The following is a 19,518-nucleotide window of genomic DNA, read 5'->3' as shown; positions in this document are numbered from 1 at the left end:
TGGACGAAACCAGATGTTTCGTATCTTTCCCCTGAAATTAAACTGAAGCACATATGAAGAAGCCACTCCGGATTGCGGGCATCTCTGTACTTATCATACTCCTCATACTCATCCTCCTGCCATTTGCATTTAAAGGAAAAATTGAGCGCCTGGTCAAATCAGAAATCAACAAGAACCTCAACGCAAGAGTAGATTTCAGCAATGCCGATGTCTCATTGATCCGGCATTTTCCTGACGTCTCCCTCCGGCTGGAAGATCTGAAAGTGATTGGTACAGATCAATTCGAAAAGGACACGCTTCTGGCTGTAAAAAGTCTCGGCCTGTCACTAAACCTGATGAGCGTTATCAGCGGAGAAACGCTGAGGATAAATGCTGTGGATCTTGAGCAGCCGCGCATCTTTGCTTTGGTCAACAAAAACGGGATTGCGAACTGGGATATCGTTAAAGCCGACACCTCTAAGGTTGATACCGCTACGGAAAGTAAACCGCTCTCTGTCCAGCTGAAAAAGTATAGCATCAGCAAAGGATATATAGTTTACCGCGACGAGCAAAGCAATATGTCAGCAAAGATTGTGAACCTGGACCACGAAGGCAAAGGCGATTTCACCGCCAACCGGTTCACTCTTGAAACACACACTACAGCCGAAGAAGTGAACGTTAGCTACGGAGGAATAGCCTGGCTTAACAAGATCAGGACCAATATAGATGCTGACATCGACATCGACAACACCACCAGCACCTACCGTTTCAACACAGAGAAGATCGAGTTAAATGACCTAAGACTTTCTTCCGGCGGGTTCTTCCGCATCGCCTCTGCAGACCAGTACGACATGGATATCAACTTTAAATCGCTGTCTACAAGTTTCAAAAATATCTTATCCTTCGTCCCCGCCATTTATCAGAAGGATTTTGCCTCCATTAAAACAAGCGGCAGTCTTGCTTTTAACGGGCAGGTAAAAGGGCGCTACACTCCTTCCAGCCTTCCCGCCTATTCATTGAACCTCGATATAAAAAACGGCTCCTTCCAATATCCGGACCTGCCAAAGGCAGTAAGGAACATCAACCTGAAGGCAAGTATCAGCAACCCCGATGGGATAACCGATCACACGGTTGTCAACATCCCGAACGGCCATATTGAGATGGACGGCAGTCCGTTCGATTTTCGGGTCAATCTGCAACGGCCTGTCTCTGCACTGCTTATCGACGCTGCTGCAAAAGGACGACTCAACCTTTCGACTATCAACAGCCTGGTAAAACTGGAGAAAGGGACGGCCATAAGCGGATTACTTGATGCCGACGTGGCAATGAAAGGAAGCGCAGCAGCAGCTCAGAAGCAGCAATATGATCAATTCTTCGCCAGAGGGACCATAGGTTTAAAGAACTTTTTATATAGATCCGGGGATTACCCTGAAGGTGTGAAGATCAGCAGTCTCCTGATGAGCTTCAACCCGCGGAATGTAACGCTCAGCCAGATGGCAGGAGCATTCATGAACACCAATTTTACAGCCAGCTGCACCTTAAATAACCTCCTCGCTTATGCTATTAAGAATCAACCTCTTGATGGCACCATCAATGTTACCGCCGACAAAGTAGATCTGAATAAGTGGATGGGCACAACCAGCAGTGCGCCGGAAGGCACAGCGGCATCAGCTCCGTTTGCAGTCCCCGCCAATCTCAACCTTAGACTAAACGCTAAAGCAGGATCGGTACATTATGACAAGCTCGATATTCACAATTTGTCCGGAAGCTTATCAGTAAAGGATGAAACGGTGCGACTTGAAAATGTACAAGGAAGCGCACTGGATGGAACTATGGGAATCAGCGGCTCCTATTCCACCAGAACAGACCGCAAGAAGCCAGACATCGGCTTAACGTACGATGTAAAGGATGTAGATATACAGAAGACTTTTTATGCCTTCAACACCGTTCAAAAACTAATGCCGCTGGGCAGGTTCCTGGCTGGCAAATTAAGTTCGAGCATGAGCATGAACGGCAAGCTGGGAGAAAACATGATGCCCGACCTGAGCTCCCTGGCAGGAAACGGGAATGTGTTGCTTCTGCAAGGGGTGCTCCAAAAATTCAAGCCGGTAGAAAAGATGGCCACAGCACTGAACATCAGCTCTCTTCAGGAAATTTCAATGAAAGATGTAAAAAGCTATTTTGAATTTGCAGGAGGCAAAGTGCTGGTAAAACCATTCAATCTGAAGGTAAGGGATATCGATATGGAGATCGGAGGCCTGCATGGAATTGATCAGAGCCTGAATTATACGCTTAACATGAAGGTCCCCAGAGCGCTCATGGGTGAAAGAGGCAACGCCCTCGTCAACGGGCTTATGAGCAAAGCGAACAGCAAGGGCGTGCCTGTAAGTGTTGCCGAAAAAGTAAATCTGCTGCTCAAGATCGAAGGCTCAATTGCCCGGCCTGTAGTAAAAACATCGTTAAAAGAAAGCACGGCCAGTTTAGCACAATCAATGAAGGAACAATCCGTTCAATTCGTCAAAACCAAAGTGGAATCAGCAAAGCAGGCAGCGGTATCGGCAGCAAAGGATTCACTGGCAAGTGCAAAACGACAAATTGCAGAAAAGGCAGCTGCCGAGCTCACGAAGCGACTGTCAGGCCATAGCGACACGGCAGGCAATAAAGGGTCAGCCAGGAAAGATCTTGAAGAAACGGGTAAGGGACTGATAAAAAATTTGAATCCTTTTAAGACGAAACCAAAAACAACAGAATCAGAGCAATAACAAGAGAGTTAACGCTTTGCTAACTCCACCCTGATTAGCCAACATTCCTCATGCTGCTCCTGCAGTATCTTCTGCGATAGTAGACGCAGCAGCTCGGTGGTTGTCTTCGACGCATATTCTAAGACACTTTTTGTACTAGTTGAGTGACAGGGCTCGTCATCCTCGCATCTATTCATTTCCAGTATCTTATGAGCCTTCATCCAGAGTAAATTTTAGAAATAGTATACGGAGACAAAAGCGCTTTAGTTACATGAACCAACAACTCTTTTACATCATTTTCAGACGACTTTCGAATCCGATGACATCACTTCTGATACTGGGGAATACAAACATTTACCTCGATGTATCCATCTTTCATCCTCCTCTCCATCTTTCCCTGCAGAGTCTGAATCAGATCGCTGGCGAGAGAAATACAAACGGTTGAAGACTCGCGCGTGTCAGTATTTGCCTTAAACCGTACTTCCGCATGCAGCTCACTTCCCGATTTGGTTGGCTGCAACTTAAGAGACATCACCATCTTATCACCCGGCCCGGCTGCCTGCAAAGACCACGAAACCAGATTGCCAAAAAGCTGCAATAACAGGATCTTTGAAAAGGCAACTTCCTGAGTGTATACATCTGTTAAAATTTCAAAGCTTAGCCCCCTGCTTTGTGCCTGAGGACAATAAAGTTTCTCAAGCTTTTCCTTAAGCACTAACTGATTAAATTCATCATTTTTCAGAATAGTTGTTTGCCTCAAAGGATGGTCCCTGTCTAACAATTCCTGCCTAACGTATCGCGTCATATTACGGCTTTCCTTTTCGATAAACCTGACAAGTGTGATCAGCACATCTCCTTTATCCGACTCTGCATCATTAAGAGCATCCGCTGAACAAGAACTAATTCTCGACAAAGTATCGCGTAGCTCCCTGGCAAGCTTTTTATAACACTCCTTAGTCTCTCTTTCCGTCTTTCGCAATCTCGTCATTGCTCTGTAGGTCTTAAGTCGTTCTACAATCTCGTTGGCTATAAGCTGAAGCTGTCTGACTTGCAAGTCGTTGAGAGTCCGGCTCTGGCTATCCATGACACATAGGCTTCCCATATTCACCCCTTTCCCTGAGGGAAGAGGAATACCGAAGTAGTAGTTTAGATATGGAGAACCGGAAACATAGTATTTATTTTTAAATCGATCGTCCGTTGAAAGGTTCTTTACCTCGAAGCACTCGTTTTCCAAAATTGTATATTGGCAAACACTTTCGTCACGCGGCATCTGCTCCAGGAAAATCCCATGACTGCAAATGGTCCACTGTGTATAGGCATCGATCAGGTTAACGAGAGATACTGATGTCCCGGCAATCTTGGCTGCAAGCTCAGCGAGCCCTTTAAAACTCGCTTGTAAATCAGCATAGTCCAGATCATACTCTGCAAGCATGGCGACACGCTGCTCTTCATTCTCAGGTAGTGGGTTCCTGCTCATTGATACTTATACAGATTTAGCGCTTCAGTGTTTCAAATATAAACAGGCGCTTTCCTTATGACCTAATGCCCTGCCGTCTTCGAAAACAAATTGATCACCACAACTCCTGCTATGATAAACAAGAGTCCAATGATCGCCGGAAGATCAGGCACCTGCCTGAAGAACACCACACCGATCAAGGTGATAAAAACAATTCCCACACCTGACCAGACAGCATACGCCACGCCGACTGGTATCGTCCTGATCGCGATGCTAAGGAAATAAAAAGCGCAGACCATCGCAACCACCATGATACAACTCGGAATCAGTCGGGTAAACCCTTCTGACTTCTTGAGGCAGGTGGTACCGATGAGTTCAGAAGCGATGGCGAGGAACAGATAAATATAAGCTTTCATAGGTTCAAAGGTAACAGATCCCGCTCCCGGAATTGCTAAAAATGATTCTACCCCTTACTGTTCTGCTGCATGTTCTTCCTGGCCACAGAACCCTCCGGCGGGTAGGGGATACTGCCTTTTAACTCCCCGATCTTCTCTGGACTAAAATAAGGGATGGGCATTTCATCAGCCTCGCGCCAGCTCCTGACCTGCTCAGAAACCGCAGCAGCCTTGTCACCCGAGTTGCCTTTATCCTTGCCGAGGTAGATGGTTTGAGAAGGCATCGCAAACCCGGTTCCGCTCTTCTCAATGACATCCATCATTCTTAGAAAAAGATCTTCCTGCACTTCCAGGAAACGGTCAAAATCAATGGCATCCACATAAGCAAACACTTCCAGCTTAAGACAGTCGGGAGCAATTTCAATCATCCTGATCCGCGCCGGATCAGGATTCACTTTCGGATGCGAGTAAAGTATGGTCCTAAGCTCAACCAACAGAAAACGTATCTGGTCGGGAGTCGTGTCAAGCCGGATCCTGAAGATTGGATGAAACCAGAACCGGTCCCGGGGTGCATAGTTCTCAATCTTCAGCGACGAAAACTCGCCGTTTGGAATCGTGACAATAGTACGGTCCAGCGTTCTGATCTGCGTTGATCTCATCCCGATCTGCTCCACAGTTCCCACGATATCTCCCACTTTGCAGAAGTCGCCTACCCGGATTGGCTGGTCGGCGATGAGCGTCACGCTGCCGACAAAGTTCTCCATGGTCTTCTGAGCACCTAATGCCAGGGCAATACCTCCTATTCCGAGAGCTGCCAGGCCGGTGGTCACGTTAAAACCAAATATGTCGAGGATAATAATAACGGCGATAATAGCCAAAGCTATCTTGGCAGCCCTGCGCAAAAAAAGAAGAGCCGAAATCCCTGCCTGATTTCTGTGTCTGGCCAGCCGTCTTTGCACCAGTCTGGTAATAAAATCCACCAGCCGCCATAGCAGGATAAAAAGGGCGATGACCAGAGCGATAAGGGTCAGATTATTGAACCGCTGTCGCACAATGATAGAGATCCCTGCTTGCTGACTTCCGAATATAAAGAGCCAGACAGTGAGATACAGTCGTACTGGCAGCACGAAAGCTGAAATAATACCGGATGTCGCTTCATTCCTGGCCTTGCGCCACATCAGTGGTATCAGGAAGAGCACCAATTGGGTGATCGCAATTGAGAGCAGGTAGGCCAGCACCAGGATCAGGATAAAGGCAAGCCAATGAGCAATAGGTACTCCCCCCACTGGTGCTCCGTCAAAACGTCCGGCGACACTTTATTCACCAGCGCTTTGTCGCCAGCATTCTCTATTTCCAAAGGGATTCGCTCCAGGGTCTGGGATGAAAACAGCCAGAGGGGTCCCTCAGGACTCTCATTGCTTTCCAGGATCAGATCGAAGGCTTCCTTATTCACAGTTGCAGTGCCTATCCTGTCCAGGTTGGGACCAAGGTTATCGTTCTGTGCCCCCTCCGGCTTGTCACTGATAATAGAATAAGGCAGAATACTACCCTGCTGATCAAGCAGCAGCTGCAGTGATTTTGCAAGCTTCACTGAATCCTGATCCTTTTTTAGTTTCTTATCAATCCTGAGATAGAGTGAAGCCTTCTTGTAATCGCCCTTGGCCACGGCAGCAATAAAGCCCTCTACCGTCCCCCGCGGCGTTCTTCGCCCAAGGGAATCAGCAGGATAAGCAGGTGCGGCCTCTGTCTTTTTGGAGGTGTCATTTGGAATGAGCGACGCCTGGGAATACAAATCAGGAGAACAGAACGACAGCAAGACAATTAAGAACAGTGTCCATTTAGATCGAATAAGAATGGTAGTAGAAGGCGTATATTGCATCATAAAGTAAACTTAAAACAGACGTTTTTCACCTACCACCCAAACAACCTTTTCCCCTATATGTTTGGCAGCGCGCTGCGAGCAGCAGCAATCATACTCTTAAGCCAACAGTCCGGCCGGTAATCCTCCATTACTTTTAATTATCATGATTTATGGACAAAAAAAGATATGTTTGGTTCTTATGTTCGATTTCCGATTACATGTGTTTCATGTTGTTGCCCGGAGGCGAAGTTTCACCAGGGCGGCAGAGGAGCTTTTCATTACACAGCCTGCTGTCACGAAACACATCCGCGAGCTTGAATCTCACTTTAAGCTATCCCTATTTGAAAGAAGCGGAAACAGGAAGATCAGACTCACCCCCGCCGGCGAAGTCCTGCTGCGCTATACCGAGCGCCTGTCCTCGGTATATAAAGAACTGGAGTTCGAGATGAACACGCTGACCAGCCAGCACAAAGGCGTTCTGAAAATTGGAGCCAGCACAACAATAGCTCAGTACATCATCCCTCCCATCCTTGCCCAGTTTCACAGCCGGTTCAAAGACATCAAGGTCAGGCTGATGACGGCAAATACCGAGCAGATCGAGAACGCACTGTTACATAAAGACATTGACCTGGGAATGATCGAAGGATATACACGAAACCCGAATCTAAACTACCAGGGGTTCATTCAGGATGAGATCGTCCTTGTTGCAGGTTCAGCCAACCCTGCTTTCAAGAAAGATGCGATCAGGCCCGAAGACCTGAAGAAGTACCCTTTATTGGTCAGGGAGCCCGGCTCGGGCACGCTCGAAGTACTCGCCCATGCACTTAAAGAACACAATATCAGACTGGCGGATCTGCAAATCGAAATGGAGCTGGGAAGTCCCGAGAGTATCAAGTCTTATCTTCTCAACAGCAACTGCCTTGCCTTCCTGTCCGTAGCTGCCATATTCAAGGAGTTAAAAGCAGGCGATTGCAGGATTATCGATATAAAAGGACTTTCCATTAAACGTCCGTTCTCCTTTATTCAATTGCACGGTCAGCCTCTTTCTCTATCTGCCCTTTTTATTCGTTTTGCTGAGCAGCACAAAAAACATTCATGAGCTGCGCACTCAAACAGGAAATGAAGGCTGCTTGAATGTTCTTTGTGGCTATTAAAAAAACAAATACACTTTCACGAAAAAGAAGCACGACTCTTTTTATTTCAACAAAACAAACGCTGGGTTTAAGAAGAACTTTGCGTACATTTAACCAACTGAATGCCATTTTATTATGACAACCAAGCCTTTAAAAACATTACTGACCGCACCGCTTGTGCTGACTTTGTTTTCAGCGATAAGCTGCAGGGACGAAGAAAAACAACCCGCTCTGCTCGAAATTCCCCTGGTCCTTACTCTTGGAAGCGATACAATCCTAACAATTGAACAGATCAGGCCCGGCTTTTCAGCGACTCCGCTCTATCCGGATATAGCGCACACAGAAGCAGGAGATGGCAGGATACGTGTCAACGGACTTAAGATTGGATCGACTGATATCAACATCAGAGATGAAAAAAACCGCAACAGAGTGCTATTAAAAGTGCGGGTAGTAAGGAGCTATCAGCTTTACAGGATGGTACGGTACCAAAATCTAGTAATCGCCAAAGATTCGCTTGTCCGAAAATCCATCGAAGCACGACTGAAGAGCGAGCTTCCCTATCCCCTTAACGGCTACTACGGATTTAATCTCAAACGTTCAGAACTACACCTTTTTCCTGAGGGATTGGGCGGGCCGGAGATAAAAGGCGAACTGGTAAGACTTAATTCCTCAGGAGCGATGAAGTTGAGATACAACAATGAAGAGCACGTTTACGTTTTTAGTCCTACGCTTTTAGGCGCCCGCCCGGCATCTACAAGCGAATTAAACGAAGGACCTTTAAGGCAGTACGGTTTGATTGAGGACATGACTGCGGCCTTTCAAAGTGAATATTCTGAGGCAGATGTCAGGCAGGTCTATCGGATACAAATGCTTGAGCCCGAAGATTGAGTGCTATTTCAGTGCAGCCTCGAGCCGACCTTTTTCATCAGCTTCCTTCAGCCTCTTCATCTCCGCCTTCATCCTGATCCCGTTGGAGGGATTAGAGCAGTACGATAAAAGGGATCTTACGGAATTGACCGTCACTTTTTCGGCATCTTTGCACTGAACCTTGTTTTCTATGCAAAACTTGGTCATGCATGCCATGTATACACCGAGCAGATCACTGTTGTCTCCCCGCATGGTCACAACCGGGCCGTCCAGCACAAACTTGTAGTCAGGAGTGCCTCCCATCCAGCGGATAAGGAACTGCATCGACTTTAACCTTTGCGCGTCGTCGGTAACTGGTGTCGAAAGAATATAATTGGAGGCAGCAAGAGCTGCGCTCTCAGCCACTGCGTAATCGCCGGGTTGCTGAAGCTTGACTGAATCGTAATCAGGCACCTGCTGGCCAAACAGGCGACCAGACAATGCACACAACATCAGAAAAAAGAAACAGAGTCGGTTCATCTTATTGGTTTAGAGAATGATAAACATACGAAAAAATCAAAAGTTTCAAACCGATAAGCACATAAAATACAGCGACCCGGCAGAACCTCATTACGCACGCTCCACAACTGTAACCAAAAGCTCTCTTCTTATCTGAAATCCTAGTTTTCCATAAAGTTTACAAGCCGGAATATTATCGGGCAACACATGAAGAAATGGTTTTCTCCCTTCAGCGGTTATCTTTCTTACCTGACTAGTTATCAGCCGGGCGGCATAACCTCTGCCGCAATAGTCGGGATGGGTACAGACGGCACTAATCTCCGTATAGTTGCCCGGCTTCATCCGCTGTCCTGCCATGGCAACCAGATTCTCTCCGTCGAAAATGCCCTCGTAATTTCCAAATTCCAACGTCCTGTCCATAAAAGGACCTGGGTTCGTCAGGGAAATAAGAGACTGAATCTTATCGAGATCCGGATAGTCCAGCGAAACCAGAGGCGCCCCTTCAATAGCAGGGGTGCGCTGTGTTTCGTATGTCATTTGCAGAAGCTTCTTCTCAACCATCAGATTCCATCCCGAAGGAACGTTTATCCCTGCAGGAGTAAAAAGAACTGCAACCGACTTTTCCGGAAGCAATTCACGTAACTCTTGAAATTCATGACCGGTGTTATCTTTGAGACCGGCAAAGAACGCCACATCGCGAACATAATATTTTGCATTGCTACTGCCCTGCGCTATGTGGGCATTACCCGTGTTAAGGGCATTGAAAATTGGGTTATCCAGAACGTGATTCACTTTTCTTCTTTTAATACCGCCTTAAAGAACACGAATGGCAAAAGACCATACTGCCATATCCGCTGCGGCATGCGGAATGCGAAATTAAACATCTGTCATCAAAAAGCGTTGCCTTTATCGCGCGCAGGCTATCTTATTCCCTCCCACCACTTCTTAAACTGCTGATCCGGATTATCCAGTTCCACAAGCTCTCCAATCATAGGAGTAACAAGCGGCTGGTTCACATCCTTGTTTAGCTCGGTCAGCTTTACAAACGGCTCATACCATGGATGCCCCCCAGGTTAAACTTAGCCGAGTGAACAGGAAACACGCGTTTTGCCTGCAGGTCTTTCGCAACCTTCAGGAATTCAGCGGGCAGGGTATGAATATAACACCATGCTTCGTTGTATTGGCCATTCTCGAGAATAGCCAGATCAAATCCGCCAAACTTCTGCCCCAGCTCCGCAAAGTGCTTATCGTACCCGCTGTCACCTCCCACAAAGATCCTTTTTGATGGTGTCTCCAGCACGTAGGAGGTCCACAAGGTATTATTTGAAAAGATGCTCCGTCCCGAAAAATGACGGGCTGGCGTAAAGTACAGGGTGATATTGCTATCAAGCTTAACCTGATCACCCCAGTCTTTTTCAATCAGCGAAGAGGAGGAGTAGCCCCACTTCTCTAAATAAGCTCCAACGCCAAGAGCACACACTACTTTCCCTACTTTACCTCTAAGCTTCAAGATGGTCTTGTAATCCAGATGATCATAATGATCATGGGTAATGAGTAAATAATCGATCGGAGGCAAATCCTCTGCATGGTAGCGGTCAGTTCCCTTAAAGGGGCGGTTCATCCCCGGAAAGGGAGCTGCATAATTACCCAGCACAGGATCTACCAGGATCGTCTTCCCTTCCAGCTGCATCAGGTACGAGGAATGCCCAAACCACACCAGCAGGTTTCCGGCGGGAAGGGACTTTAAATCGGTGCTCACACTTGGAATACTGTCCGTGGGTTCTACTGCGTCTTTCTTCCTGATCAGGAAATTATAGAGTACGCCGATGTAATTATAGCCTTCGGCCAGGGCCGGAGTAAACGTTTGGTTCTGAAACTTTCCATCCCGGTAGTTCTTTGACTTTCTGATCAGTTCGAGACGCGCCCCCGAAGGCCTGGCGCCAAAGACGTCCTGCTGCAGGACAATAAATCCACCAACCACAAGAAGGAGGATAACAATTAAAACAATGTACATTAATTTTTTCATTTGTTAGTCTGCACCAGCAGTAGGCGATCAACCTTCCATATTGACCCCAAAAATCGCTGATTTAACTGACATCAAAACTACCTTTTTCATTCTGCATTAATTAAAAAAAGAGATCCTGGTGAATTCAAATGCTGGTTTTACTCTAAACGTGACGCCGGCTCCATTTAAGTCAGACACAGAAAACCTCAGGGCGGACGCCACGACATCAGCTCAGGAGCCCCTGCAGCCCTATTCCCATATTCTGTACCTCTATAGTTATACGAATAGCATTGATAAATAGAAATGAGATGAGAATCAATAGGGAATGATTATCCCCATGCCTGAAATGAAGAATTTATAAAGCACCTGAATAGCCTCCTTCAAGCCACCCTTTCCACGGAAAACGTGGCTACATGGTGGCTGCTTCCTTGCTTAAACGCTGCTGCATATCAGGTATGGGGATAATCAGGGGCAAATCAGAGGCAAATCAAACCATAACTACAGCAGGAAAAGAACCGCTCACCGGACGCATAAAAGGCCATCCCGGCTACAACAAACTAACAAAAACGTGTAACAAATGTTTAACAGCTGGATTGAAAGTAGGATATTTAACGACAAGCTCCTACTTTTAGCTTAAATATATTTATGGTGGATACGGGTCTTGTCTTACAGAACGTGACTGATCGCGCCAGAAAAACAAAAATAAGCCAAACTGACCTTTAACCGGAAATTGAAAAGACCAGATATGAACATGCACACCACAGAAAGCTTCCTGAAGATCCGAACAAATTACTGCAGGCTAAGGAATAAAATCAGCGAAACGAAGTCTGCAATCTTTTAATCTTCTTAACAAACAGGTACCGATCCGGATAATGAGCTTACCTGAAGCAAGCAGGAGCTCTGGATTCGAATGAAAAGGAACTTTTCCGGAAGCAAGCCCTTGCCATAAAACACGACCAATCTCATGAAATCTTTAAAAGTTAGGCCCTTTGCCCTTACCATCTGCTTTTTCCTGTGCTCTTTGCTCTGCACTGCGCAGACGGCAAAATATCCCTTTCAGAACTACAAGCTGACGTTCGAACAACGCGTGAATGACCTTGTGGGACGCCTTAGCCTGGAAGAAAAAGTATCACAGATGCTGAACGCGTCGCCCGCCATTCCGAGGCTGGGAATTCCGGCATACGACTGGTGGAATGAGACGCTTCACGGTGTCGCCCGTACACCCTTCAAGGTTACAGTCTTTCCGCAGGCGGTGGCGATGGCTGCTACTTTTGATCCTTCTTCCCTCTTTACCATGGCCGATTATTCTGCCATGGAAGGGCGAGCGATCTATAACGAGGCGGTGAGAACGGGCAGGACCAGCGAGCGGTACCTGGGGCTCACGTACTGGACGCCGAACATTAACATCTTCCGCGATCCGCGCTGGGGCCGTGGACAGGAAACCTACGGCGAAGATCCTTTTCTGACTGCCGCCCTGGGCGATGCTTTTGTAAAGGGACTTCAGGGCAATGACCCCAAGTATCTGAAAGCTGCTGCCTGTGCTAAGCATTACGCCGTGCACAGCGGTCCGGAGCCCATCCGACACGAGTTCGACGTGGATGTGAGCCCCTACGACCTGTGGGATACCTATCTTCCGGCATTTAAAAAACTGGTTATTGATTCTAAAGTGGCCGGTGTCATGTGCGCTTACAATGCCTTCAGAACCCAACCCTGCTGTGCAAGCGACCTGCTCATGAACGACATCCTTCGTAATCAATGGAAGTTCAACGGCTATGTGACTTCCGATTGCTGGGCCATTGACGACTTCTTTAAACATCATAAGACCCACGCCGACGCCAAAACTGCTTCTGCCGACGCTGTATTTCATGGCACGGACGTGGAATGCGGTACCGATGCGTACAAGTCGCTCGTGCAGGCAGTTAAAAGCGGTATCCTTTCGGAAGGACAGATCGACATATCGGTTAAACGGCTGTTCATGATCCGCTTCCGGCTGGGAATGTTCGATCCGCCTGCCATGGTGAAGTTCGCAAAAGCTCCGCTGTCTGTACTGGAAAGCGCCCCCATGCAGCTCATGCCCTGAAGATGGCGCGGCAGTCGATGGTGTTGCTGAAGAACGAGAACAACACGCTTCCTCTGAAAAAAGACCTGAAGAAGATCGTGGTGCTGGGTCCCAATGCCGATAACAGCATTTCCATATTGGGTAATTACAACGGAACGCCTTCAAAGCTGAGCACAGTATTGCAGGGAATCAAAGATAAGGTGGGAAAGAACACCCTTGTGGAATACGAAAAGGCCATCAATTTCACAGACGATACCCTGCTGGTGTATCAGGACCAGAGCAGCAGCTATTCCTTCGACGGGAAGCGGGGCTTCCGGGCGGAGTATTTCGACAACAAGGAACTGCAGGGTGCGCCTGTGCAGGTGCAGGAAGCAACACTCGACCATTTCTGGCAGGAAGGCCAGCAGGTAAGCGGCCAGATCAGAGCGAGAAACTTTTCTGCCAGATATACCACCGATTATAAAGCGGCAGCTGATGGAGCCTTAACATTCGAAGTGCAGGCCGACGATGGCTACCACTTCCTTGTAAACGGCAAAGAGGTGATCGACGCATGGAGCAGGAATCGCTGGGGTGCGAAGACCTACGATCTGCAGATAAAAAAAGACTCGGTTTATCGTCTGGTGCTGGAGTACTGGCAGGGCGAAGGTATGGCAAACGTGAAGCTGGCCGCAGGACATTATCAGAAGACCGACTTCGCTGCACTTGCTGAGCGGTTCAAAGATGCGGACGCCTTTGTTTTTGCCGGCGGCATTTCACCGCAACTGGAAGGCGAAGAAATGAAAGTAAACGCTCCGGGATTCAATGGCGGTGACAGGACGTCGATCCTGCTTCCGAAGGTGCAAACGGAACTGATGAAAGCCCTGAAGTCGACCGGAAAGCCGGTTGTTTTTGTAATGATGACAGGCAGTGCTATTGCCATCCCCTGGGAGGCCGAAAACGTACCGGCTATCCTTAACGCTTGGTACGGCGGACAGGCGGCTGGTGCTGCCGTAGCCGATATCCTTTTTGGCGACTACAATCCCTCAGGTCGCCTGCCGGTTACTTTTTATGCCAGCGACAGCGACCTTCCTCCTTTTACGGACTACACGATGGATGGTCGCACCTACCGTTACTTTAAGGGACGGCCTCTCTATGGATTTGGCTATGGCCTGAGCTATTCATCCTTCAAATACGACCAGTTGAACGCGCCGACGCCTCTGGCTGGAAAAGGAATGAAAGTAGCAGTACGTATCACCAACACGGGCAAGATGGCCGGCGAAGAAGTGGCACAGCTGTACGTCGTGAATAAAAACACATCGATCAAAACCCCAGTAAAGGCACTGAAAGGCTTCCGCAGGGTAAGTCTGCAGCCGGGCGAGAGCAAGCTGGTCAGCTTTGATCTAAAGCCTTCGGATCTGACTTTTATTACGGAGAGCGGCACTGCCCGACCTCTGAGAGGAAGCGTAGAACTCGCAGTTGGAGGCAGTCAGCCGGACGAGGCCAGGCCCGCCAGCGGAAATATCGTCAGGAAAGCCATGCTGATCAAATAGAGGGATACGGATATGAAAAGATTTCATCTTCTTGTTCTCATGCTGATCCTTGGCCTGGGTGCCAGGGCAAAGGATGGCTATGATCTCTGGCTGAACTACCGTCCGGTGAAGGGGGCAGAGCTGTCCCTGCACTACAAAAACAACCTGACGGAGCTCATCTTTCCCGATAAGGGAGAACTCGTTTCTTCAGCGCGGGAAGAATTGAGGACCGCGCTGAAAAGCATGCTTGGCGTCGCGATTCCGGAGCAGACTAAGGTGAGCCGGAGCGGGGCATTGATGGTCGGAGTGCATAGTGCCGACATCGCACGCTTTATCCCCGCTACTGACCTGAAGAGCTGCGGCGATGAAGGATTTCTGATCAGGAGCGTGACAAGCGGAGGAAAGAAGCTAACGGTGCTTACTGCTAATACCGGACGCGGCATTCTGTACGGCGTCTTCGCTCTGATACAGCGCATCCAGCTGGGGGAACGGATCGACCAGCTATCCATCTCTGACCGTCCAAAGGTAAAGGTGCGGGTTCTCAATCACTGGGACAATCTCGACCGGACAGTAGAGCGTGGCTATGCGGGCTTTTCGCTCTGGGACTGGCAGCGCCTTCCCGGCTATGTGGACCCCAGGTATATTGATTATGCAAGAGCCAATGCCTCTATTGGCATCAACGGTACGGTACTTACAAATGTCAACGCCAATGCGCTTATCCTTACCCCCTCCTACCTTGAAAAAGTTGCGGCACTGGCTAAGGTCTTCCGCCGGTATGGTATCAAGGTTTACCTGACTGCCCGCTTCAGCGCTCCCATTGAAATTGGAGGCCTGAAGACTGCCGATCCGATGGATAAGGAGGTCAGGCAGTGGTGGAAAGAAAAAGCGGATGAGATCTATCGGTATGTACCCGATTTTGGCGGCTTCCTGGTAAAAGCGAACTCTGAAGGGCAGCCCGGGCCGCAGAACTACGGAAGGAATCATGCAGATGGTGCTAATATGCTCGCAGAGGCACTTGAGCCCCGTGGCGGTATCGTGATGTGGAGAGCCTTTGTGTACGATAATAAAGTACCGACCGACCGGGCTAAACAGGCTTACACTGAATTTAAACCCCTTGACGGGCAGTTCCGGAAGAACGTGCTGATACAAGTGAAGAACGGCCCTATCGACTTCCAGCCACGCGAACCTTTTCATCCCTTGTTTGGAGCGATGCCCCAGACGCCCATGATGATGGAGTTTCAGATCACCCAGGAATACCTTGGCTTTGCCACACACCTGGTCTATCTGGGAGCTTTGTTTAAGGAAACGCTGGCAGCCGACACCTATGCCAAAGGTAAGGGCTCTACAGTAGCAAAGGTGATAGATGGGAGCCTGGATAATCACCAGCTGAGCGGGATGGCGGGAGTCGCCAATATCGGGAATGACCTGAACTGGACCGGTCACCCCTTCGGGCAGGCCAACTGGTATGCCTTCGGGCGACTTGCCTGGAATCCTTATGGCTCTGCTGAACAAATTGCAGAAGACTGGCTGAAGCTCACTTTTGCTGCCGATAAGGACTTCAATAAGAAAATGACAGATATGATGATGCTATCGAGAGAGGCTGTAGTCAACTACATGACGCCGCTCGGTCTTCACCATATCATGGGATGGGATCACCACTACGGACCCGGCCCCTGGATCAGCAATAAGCCGCGGGCAGACTGGACCTCCGTTTACTACCACAAGGCCGACAGCGCCGGAATTGGCTTTAACCGCACCGCTACAGGCAGCAACGCGCTGGAGCAGTACGCGCCGGAGATCAGAAAGCAGTATGGTGACATCGGTTCTATCCCCGAGAAATACCTCTTGTGGTTCCATCACGTGAACTGGGACCAACGGCTTCAGTCGGGCCGTTCCCTCTGGGAGGAGCTGTGTTTCCGCTACAACCTGGGGGTGGATCAGGTAAAGGAAATACAGCAGAGCTGGAACCTGCAAAAGGCGAAAGTTGACCCGAGAACCTTCAGCGAGGTAAGCTCCTTGCTCGCGATCCAGCTGAAAGAGGCTAAATGGTGGCGGGATGCCTGCCTCCTCTATTTTCAGACCTTTTCGCGCAGGCCTATCCCGCAGCAGTATGAGAAGCCCGCGCACGATCTCGAGTTTTACGAAAAACAGCAGTTTCATTTCGTTCCGGGCATTTAAATCTTGCCCGGAACGTTCCCTGACACAAATGCATCAAGCACGGGCCGCCGCCCCTCAGCTGCTCAGGCTCCCTCACTTGCTCCTTAATTAGCAAGAACTGAGAGGCTGTGACATAGTGAAAAGCATGACGGATATAAGGGTCGGCTTGCCGGCCCGCATACTACCAAGCGCCACCGGTATTCTCCGGTGGCCTTCCTTCTATGGATAAGACAAGAAGGAGCCGGTCGTGCCCTTTCGGATAACGCTAATCAGCACGGACAAATCATCGCCAGTTTTTTTACCGTCTCAAACCTTCCGTTTACCGAGACATCCTGCCTTTACACCTAATTCCACTGGGCTTCGATCTCGTTGCGCTATAGCTTTGATCATCATCAGACAATAATTTAACATGAACACAATCACAACTATCATCCTGACGAGCACTCTTACCACTATCCTCTCTTCGGGATTTGCAGCACCCCAGCTCAGGGGTAACGACATCAGCGGAAAAATCACCGATGCTCAAAATAAGGCTCTCGATTATGTAACAGCATCCCTTATTCGCGCCAGTGACTCTACTCTGATCAGGACGGTCATGTCGGATGAAAAGGGAGGTTTTTCTTTTAAAGACGTACCCAGGGGAGAGTACAAAATACTCCTCACGCAGGTAGGGCTTGAAAAATATTACAGCCGTACAATCGCGGTGACTGAGGCGAAAGCCGACGTAGACCTGGGTACTATCGTGATGACAGCGGCAACAAAGACGCTGCAGGAAGTCCGCATAACAGCTCAAAAGCCTTTTATTGAGCGGCAGGGAGACAAGCTGGTGGTAAATGTTGCAAGCAGTACGGTATCAGCGGGTTCTTCGGCGCTTGAGGTATTACAAAAGGCACCAGGGGTAAGTCTGGATAAAGACGACAATATTTCACTCAAAGGTAAACAGGGAGTACTGATCATGATTGACGGGAAACCCACCTACCTGAGCATGGCCGACCTCGCCAATATGCTCAGGAATATGCAAAGTAACGAGATCGAATCCCTTGAAATTATCACCAATCCGTCTGCCCGTTACGAGGCGGAAGGCAAGTCGGGGATCATCAACATACGACTGAAGAAGAATAAGAATTTCGGAACTAACGGAACCCTGACGGCAGGTGCCGGTTACTCAAATTACCGCAAGAATAACGCGGGTATCTCACTAAATAACCGGAGCAAGAAGTTTAACCTGTTCGGCAACTATAACTATGGTAACAACGAGGGGCAGCAGCAAACCAATATCGACCGGATCAATAATTATGGCGGAGTGAGAAGCTTGTTTACTCAAGCCGGGCAGGGTGAGCGGTATTGGTACAATCACGGCGTAAAGGCTGGGGCAGATTTTTTCATCAGCAAAAATCACACTTTGGGAGCAATGATCAACGGATACTTTAACAAGTGGAATGACGATTTCGGCAACACCACGCTGATCGGTTCTTCAACGGGCGTTACAGACTCCACCGTACAAAGCCGAAACGTGATGCATTCCACTTATCGTAACCTAAGTTATAATCTTAACTACAAAGGCACCCTCGATTCTAACGGACGTGAGTTATCCCTCGATGCCGACTATTCCACCAACTACAGCAATGATAAGACGGACTACGACAACCGCTATCTTTATACTGCAGGAAGTCGTCAAACCACGGAATTATTAAAGAACCACACTCCTTCGCACATTGATATCTATGCCATAAAAGCCGACTACGTGCATCCGCTCAGTAAAACGATGAAGGTGGAAGCCGGGTACAAGTCGAGCTGGGTTAAGACGGATAACGACTTTCAGTTTAACCGCTTTGAGAACAACGTCTGGAACAATGATCCCAGCCGAAGCAACCACTTCGTGTACAAGGAGAACATCAATGCAGCGTACGTTAACGCGAGAAAAGAGTTTAAAAAGTGGAACCTTCAGGCGGGACTTCGAGCAGAGCAGACCAATTCAAAAGGCAACCTGATTACGACCGGACAAGTTGCGACACGTCACTATCTGGACTTTTTCCCAGCGCGGCGCTGAACTTCACTGCCAACGAGAACAACACGGTTGGACTGACCTACAGCAGGCGGATCACGCGGCCGGGCTATGATGCGCTGAACCCCTTTGAATACTTCCTGGACCGGTATACATTCAACAGAGGGAATCCCTTCCTGAAACCCGAGTATACCAACACCTTTGATCTCTCCTACACCCTCTATAAGAAGTATACCCTGTCGGCTGGTTACAGCAGGACCACTGACGGCATAGCGGAAGTAGTACTTCCTGACGCTGAAAAAAGTGCTCTTTACCAGACAAATGCGAATCTGGCAGAACAGATATCTTACTCACTGAACCTCACTGCACCGTTTACTTTTACGAAGTGGTGGAGCAGCAACACAAACATCACTCTCTTTAACAATCAGTTCAAGTCGCCTGATCTCTCAGGGCAGGTTTTAGACAACAACCAGACAGCTGTTCAAGTTTACAACAGTCAGAATTTCACTGCCAGTAAGACCCTGAGCATTGAGCTGAGCGGCAATTATCAGTCGAAAATGATATATGGCACCTTCCGCTTTAAGCCGCGTTATACTGTTGACGCAGGCTTGAACAAGAGTTTCGCGAATAAAAAGATGAATATGAAGCTGGCCGTAAACGACATCTTCAAAACACGATACGCAAAGATCAGCAGCGCTTATCCCGGGCTTGACTACCGCATCTTTCAGCGCGGCGACAGCAGGACAATGAGGCTTACTCTTTCTTATAAATTTGGCAGTAATGAGATTAAGCCAAGCCGGAACAGGTCTACAGCTCTGGATGATGAAGCTGGCAGGTTGAAGAAGTAAAAACAT

General features: G+C 48.5%; 16 protein-coding genes. 9 read left to right on the top strand and 7 right to left on the bottom strand.

Annotated features, from left to right (window positions below):
* The first annotated feature begins 53 nt into the window (after window positions 1–53).
* Window positions 54–2,741 carry an AsmA-like C-terminal region-containing protein gene (locus ACES2C_RS13280; RefSeq protein WP_374163579.1) on the top strand — a complete coding sequence of 896 codons (2,688 nt, stop codon included), beginning with the start codon at window positions 54–56 and terminating at the stop codon, window positions 2,739–2,741.
* Window positions 2,742–3,045: 304 nt separating this feature from the next.
* Here ACES2C_RS13280 and ACES2C_RS13275 read toward each other — a convergent pair whose 3' ends face one another.
* From ACES2C_RS13275 to ACES2C_RS13260, 4 genes are all read right to left on the bottom strand, one after another.
* A complete protein-coding gene (locus ACES2C_RS13275; RefSeq protein WP_374163578.1) occupies window positions 3,046–4,197 on the bottom strand; it encodes a hypothetical protein in 1,152 nt (383 codons plus the stop codon).
* Between the two features lie 62 nt (window positions 4,198–4,259).
* The gene (locus ACES2C_RS13270; RefSeq protein WP_374163577.1) at window positions 4,260–4,592 is read right to left on the bottom strand and encodes a multidrug efflux SMR transporter; all 333 of its coding nucleotides are present in this window, start codon (window positions 4,590–4,592) and stop codon (window positions 4,260–4,262) included.
* A 47-nt stretch (window positions 4,593–4,639) separates the two neighbouring features.
* Entirely contained in the window at window positions 4,640–5,857 is a 1,218-nt protein-coding gene (locus ACES2C_RS13265) for a mechanosensitive ion channel family protein (protein ID WP_374163576.1), read from the bottom strand.
* Entirely contained in the window at window positions 5,815–6,453 is a 639-nt protein-coding gene (locus tag ACES2C_RS13260) for a hypothetical protein (RefSeq protein ID WP_374163575.1), read from the bottom strand. Before ACES2C_RS13260 ends, ACES2C_RS13265 begins: the two co-directional genes overlap by 43 nt.
* A 178-nt stretch (window positions 6,454–6,631) precedes the next feature.
* On the opposite strand from ACES2C_RS13260, the gene ACES2C_RS13255 reads away from it, so the two are divergent.
* Together ACES2C_RS13255 and ACES2C_RS13250 are read left to right on the top strand one after the other, a co-directional pair.
* A complete protein-coding gene (locus ACES2C_RS13255) occupies window positions 6,632–7,531 on the top strand; it encodes a LysR family transcriptional regulator (RefSeq protein WP_374163574.1) in 900 nt (299 codons plus the stop codon).
* A 169-nt stretch (window positions 7,532–7,700) separates the two neighbouring features.
* Complete coding sequence (locus ACES2C_RS13250) at window positions 7,701–8,453, top strand: hypothetical protein (protein WP_374163573.1); 753 nt, start codon at window positions 7,701–7,703, stop codon at window positions 8,451–8,453.
* Window positions 8,454–8,456: 3 nt separating this feature from the next.
* On the opposite strand, the gene ACES2C_RS13245 is transcribed toward ACES2C_RS13250, so the two are convergent.
* From ACES2C_RS13245 to ACES2C_RS13235, 3 genes are all read right to left on the bottom strand, one after another.
* Window positions 8,457–8,951: a hypothetical protein gene (locus ACES2C_RS13245; protein ID WP_374163572.1), complete on the bottom strand. Its 495-nt coding sequence runs from the start codon at window positions 8,949–8,951 to the stop codon at window positions 8,457–8,459.
* Window positions 8,952–9,041: 90 nt separating this feature from the next.
* A complete protein-coding gene (locus tag ACES2C_RS13240; RefSeq protein WP_374163571.1) occupies window positions 9,042–9,722 on the bottom strand; it encodes a GNAT family N-acetyltransferase in 681 nt (226 codons plus the stop codon).
* A gap of 247 nt (window positions 9,723–9,969) precedes the next feature.
* Complete coding sequence (locus ACES2C_RS13235; protein ID WP_374163570.1) at window positions 9,970–10,956, bottom strand: MBL fold metallo-hydrolase; 987 nt, start codon at window positions 10,954–10,956, stop codon at window positions 9,970–9,972.
* Between the two features lie 118 nt (window positions 10,957–11,074).
* On the opposite strand from ACES2C_RS13235, the gene ACES2C_RS13230 reads away from it, so the two are divergent.
* From ACES2C_RS13230 to ACES2C_RS13205, 6 genes are all read left to right on the top strand, one after another.
* Window positions 11,075–11,236: a hypothetical protein gene (locus tag ACES2C_RS13230; RefSeq protein ID WP_374163569.1), complete on the top strand. Its 162-nt coding sequence runs from the start codon at window positions 11,075–11,077 to the stop codon at window positions 11,234–11,236.
* A 663-nt stretch (window positions 11,237–11,899) separates the two neighbouring features.
* Window positions 11,900–13,015 carry a glycoside hydrolase family 3 protein gene (locus tag ACES2C_RS13225; protein WP_374163568.1) on the top strand — a complete coding sequence of 372 codons (1,116 nt, stop codon included), beginning with the start codon at window positions 11,900–11,902 and terminating at the stop codon, window positions 13,013–13,015.
* A 2-nt stretch (window positions 13,016–13,017) separates the two neighbouring features.
* Window positions 13,018–14,523 (top strand): glycoside hydrolase family 3 C-terminal domain-containing protein, encoded by a 1,506-nt coding sequence (locus ACES2C_RS13220; protein WP_374163567.1) that lies wholly within the window; start codon window positions 13,018–13,020, stop codon window positions 14,521–14,523.
* A 12-nt stretch (window positions 14,524–14,535) separates the two neighbouring features.
* Window positions 14,536–16,680 (top strand): alpha-glucuronidase family glycosyl hydrolase, encoded by a 2,145-nt coding sequence (locus ACES2C_RS13215; RefSeq protein ID WP_374163566.1) that lies wholly within the window; start codon window positions 14,536–14,538, stop codon window positions 16,678–16,680.
* Window positions 16,681–17,068: 388 nt separating this feature from the next.
* The gene (locus ACES2C_RS13210; RefSeq protein WP_374163565.1) at window positions 17,069–18,709 is read left to right on the top strand and encodes an outer membrane beta-barrel protein; all 1,641 of its coding nucleotides are present in this window, start codon (window positions 17,069–17,071) and stop codon (window positions 18,707–18,709) included.
* Window positions 18,595–19,512: an outer membrane beta-barrel family protein gene (locus tag ACES2C_RS13205; protein ID WP_374163564.1), complete on the top strand. Its 918-nt coding sequence runs from the start codon at window positions 18,595–18,597 to the stop codon at window positions 19,510–19,512. The genes ACES2C_RS13210 and ACES2C_RS13205 overlap by 115 nt, the downstream gene beginning before the upstream one ends.
* Window positions 19,513–19,518: the final 6 nt, after the last annotated feature.

This window comes from Arcticibacter sp. MXS-1, assembly GCF_041902385.1.
GTDB lineage: Bacteria > Bacteroidota > Bacteroidia > Sphingobacteriales > Sphingobacteriaceae > Arcticibacter.
The sequence above is the reverse complement of the archived record's forward strand: the minus strand, read 5'-3'. Positions and strand labels throughout refer to the sequence as shown.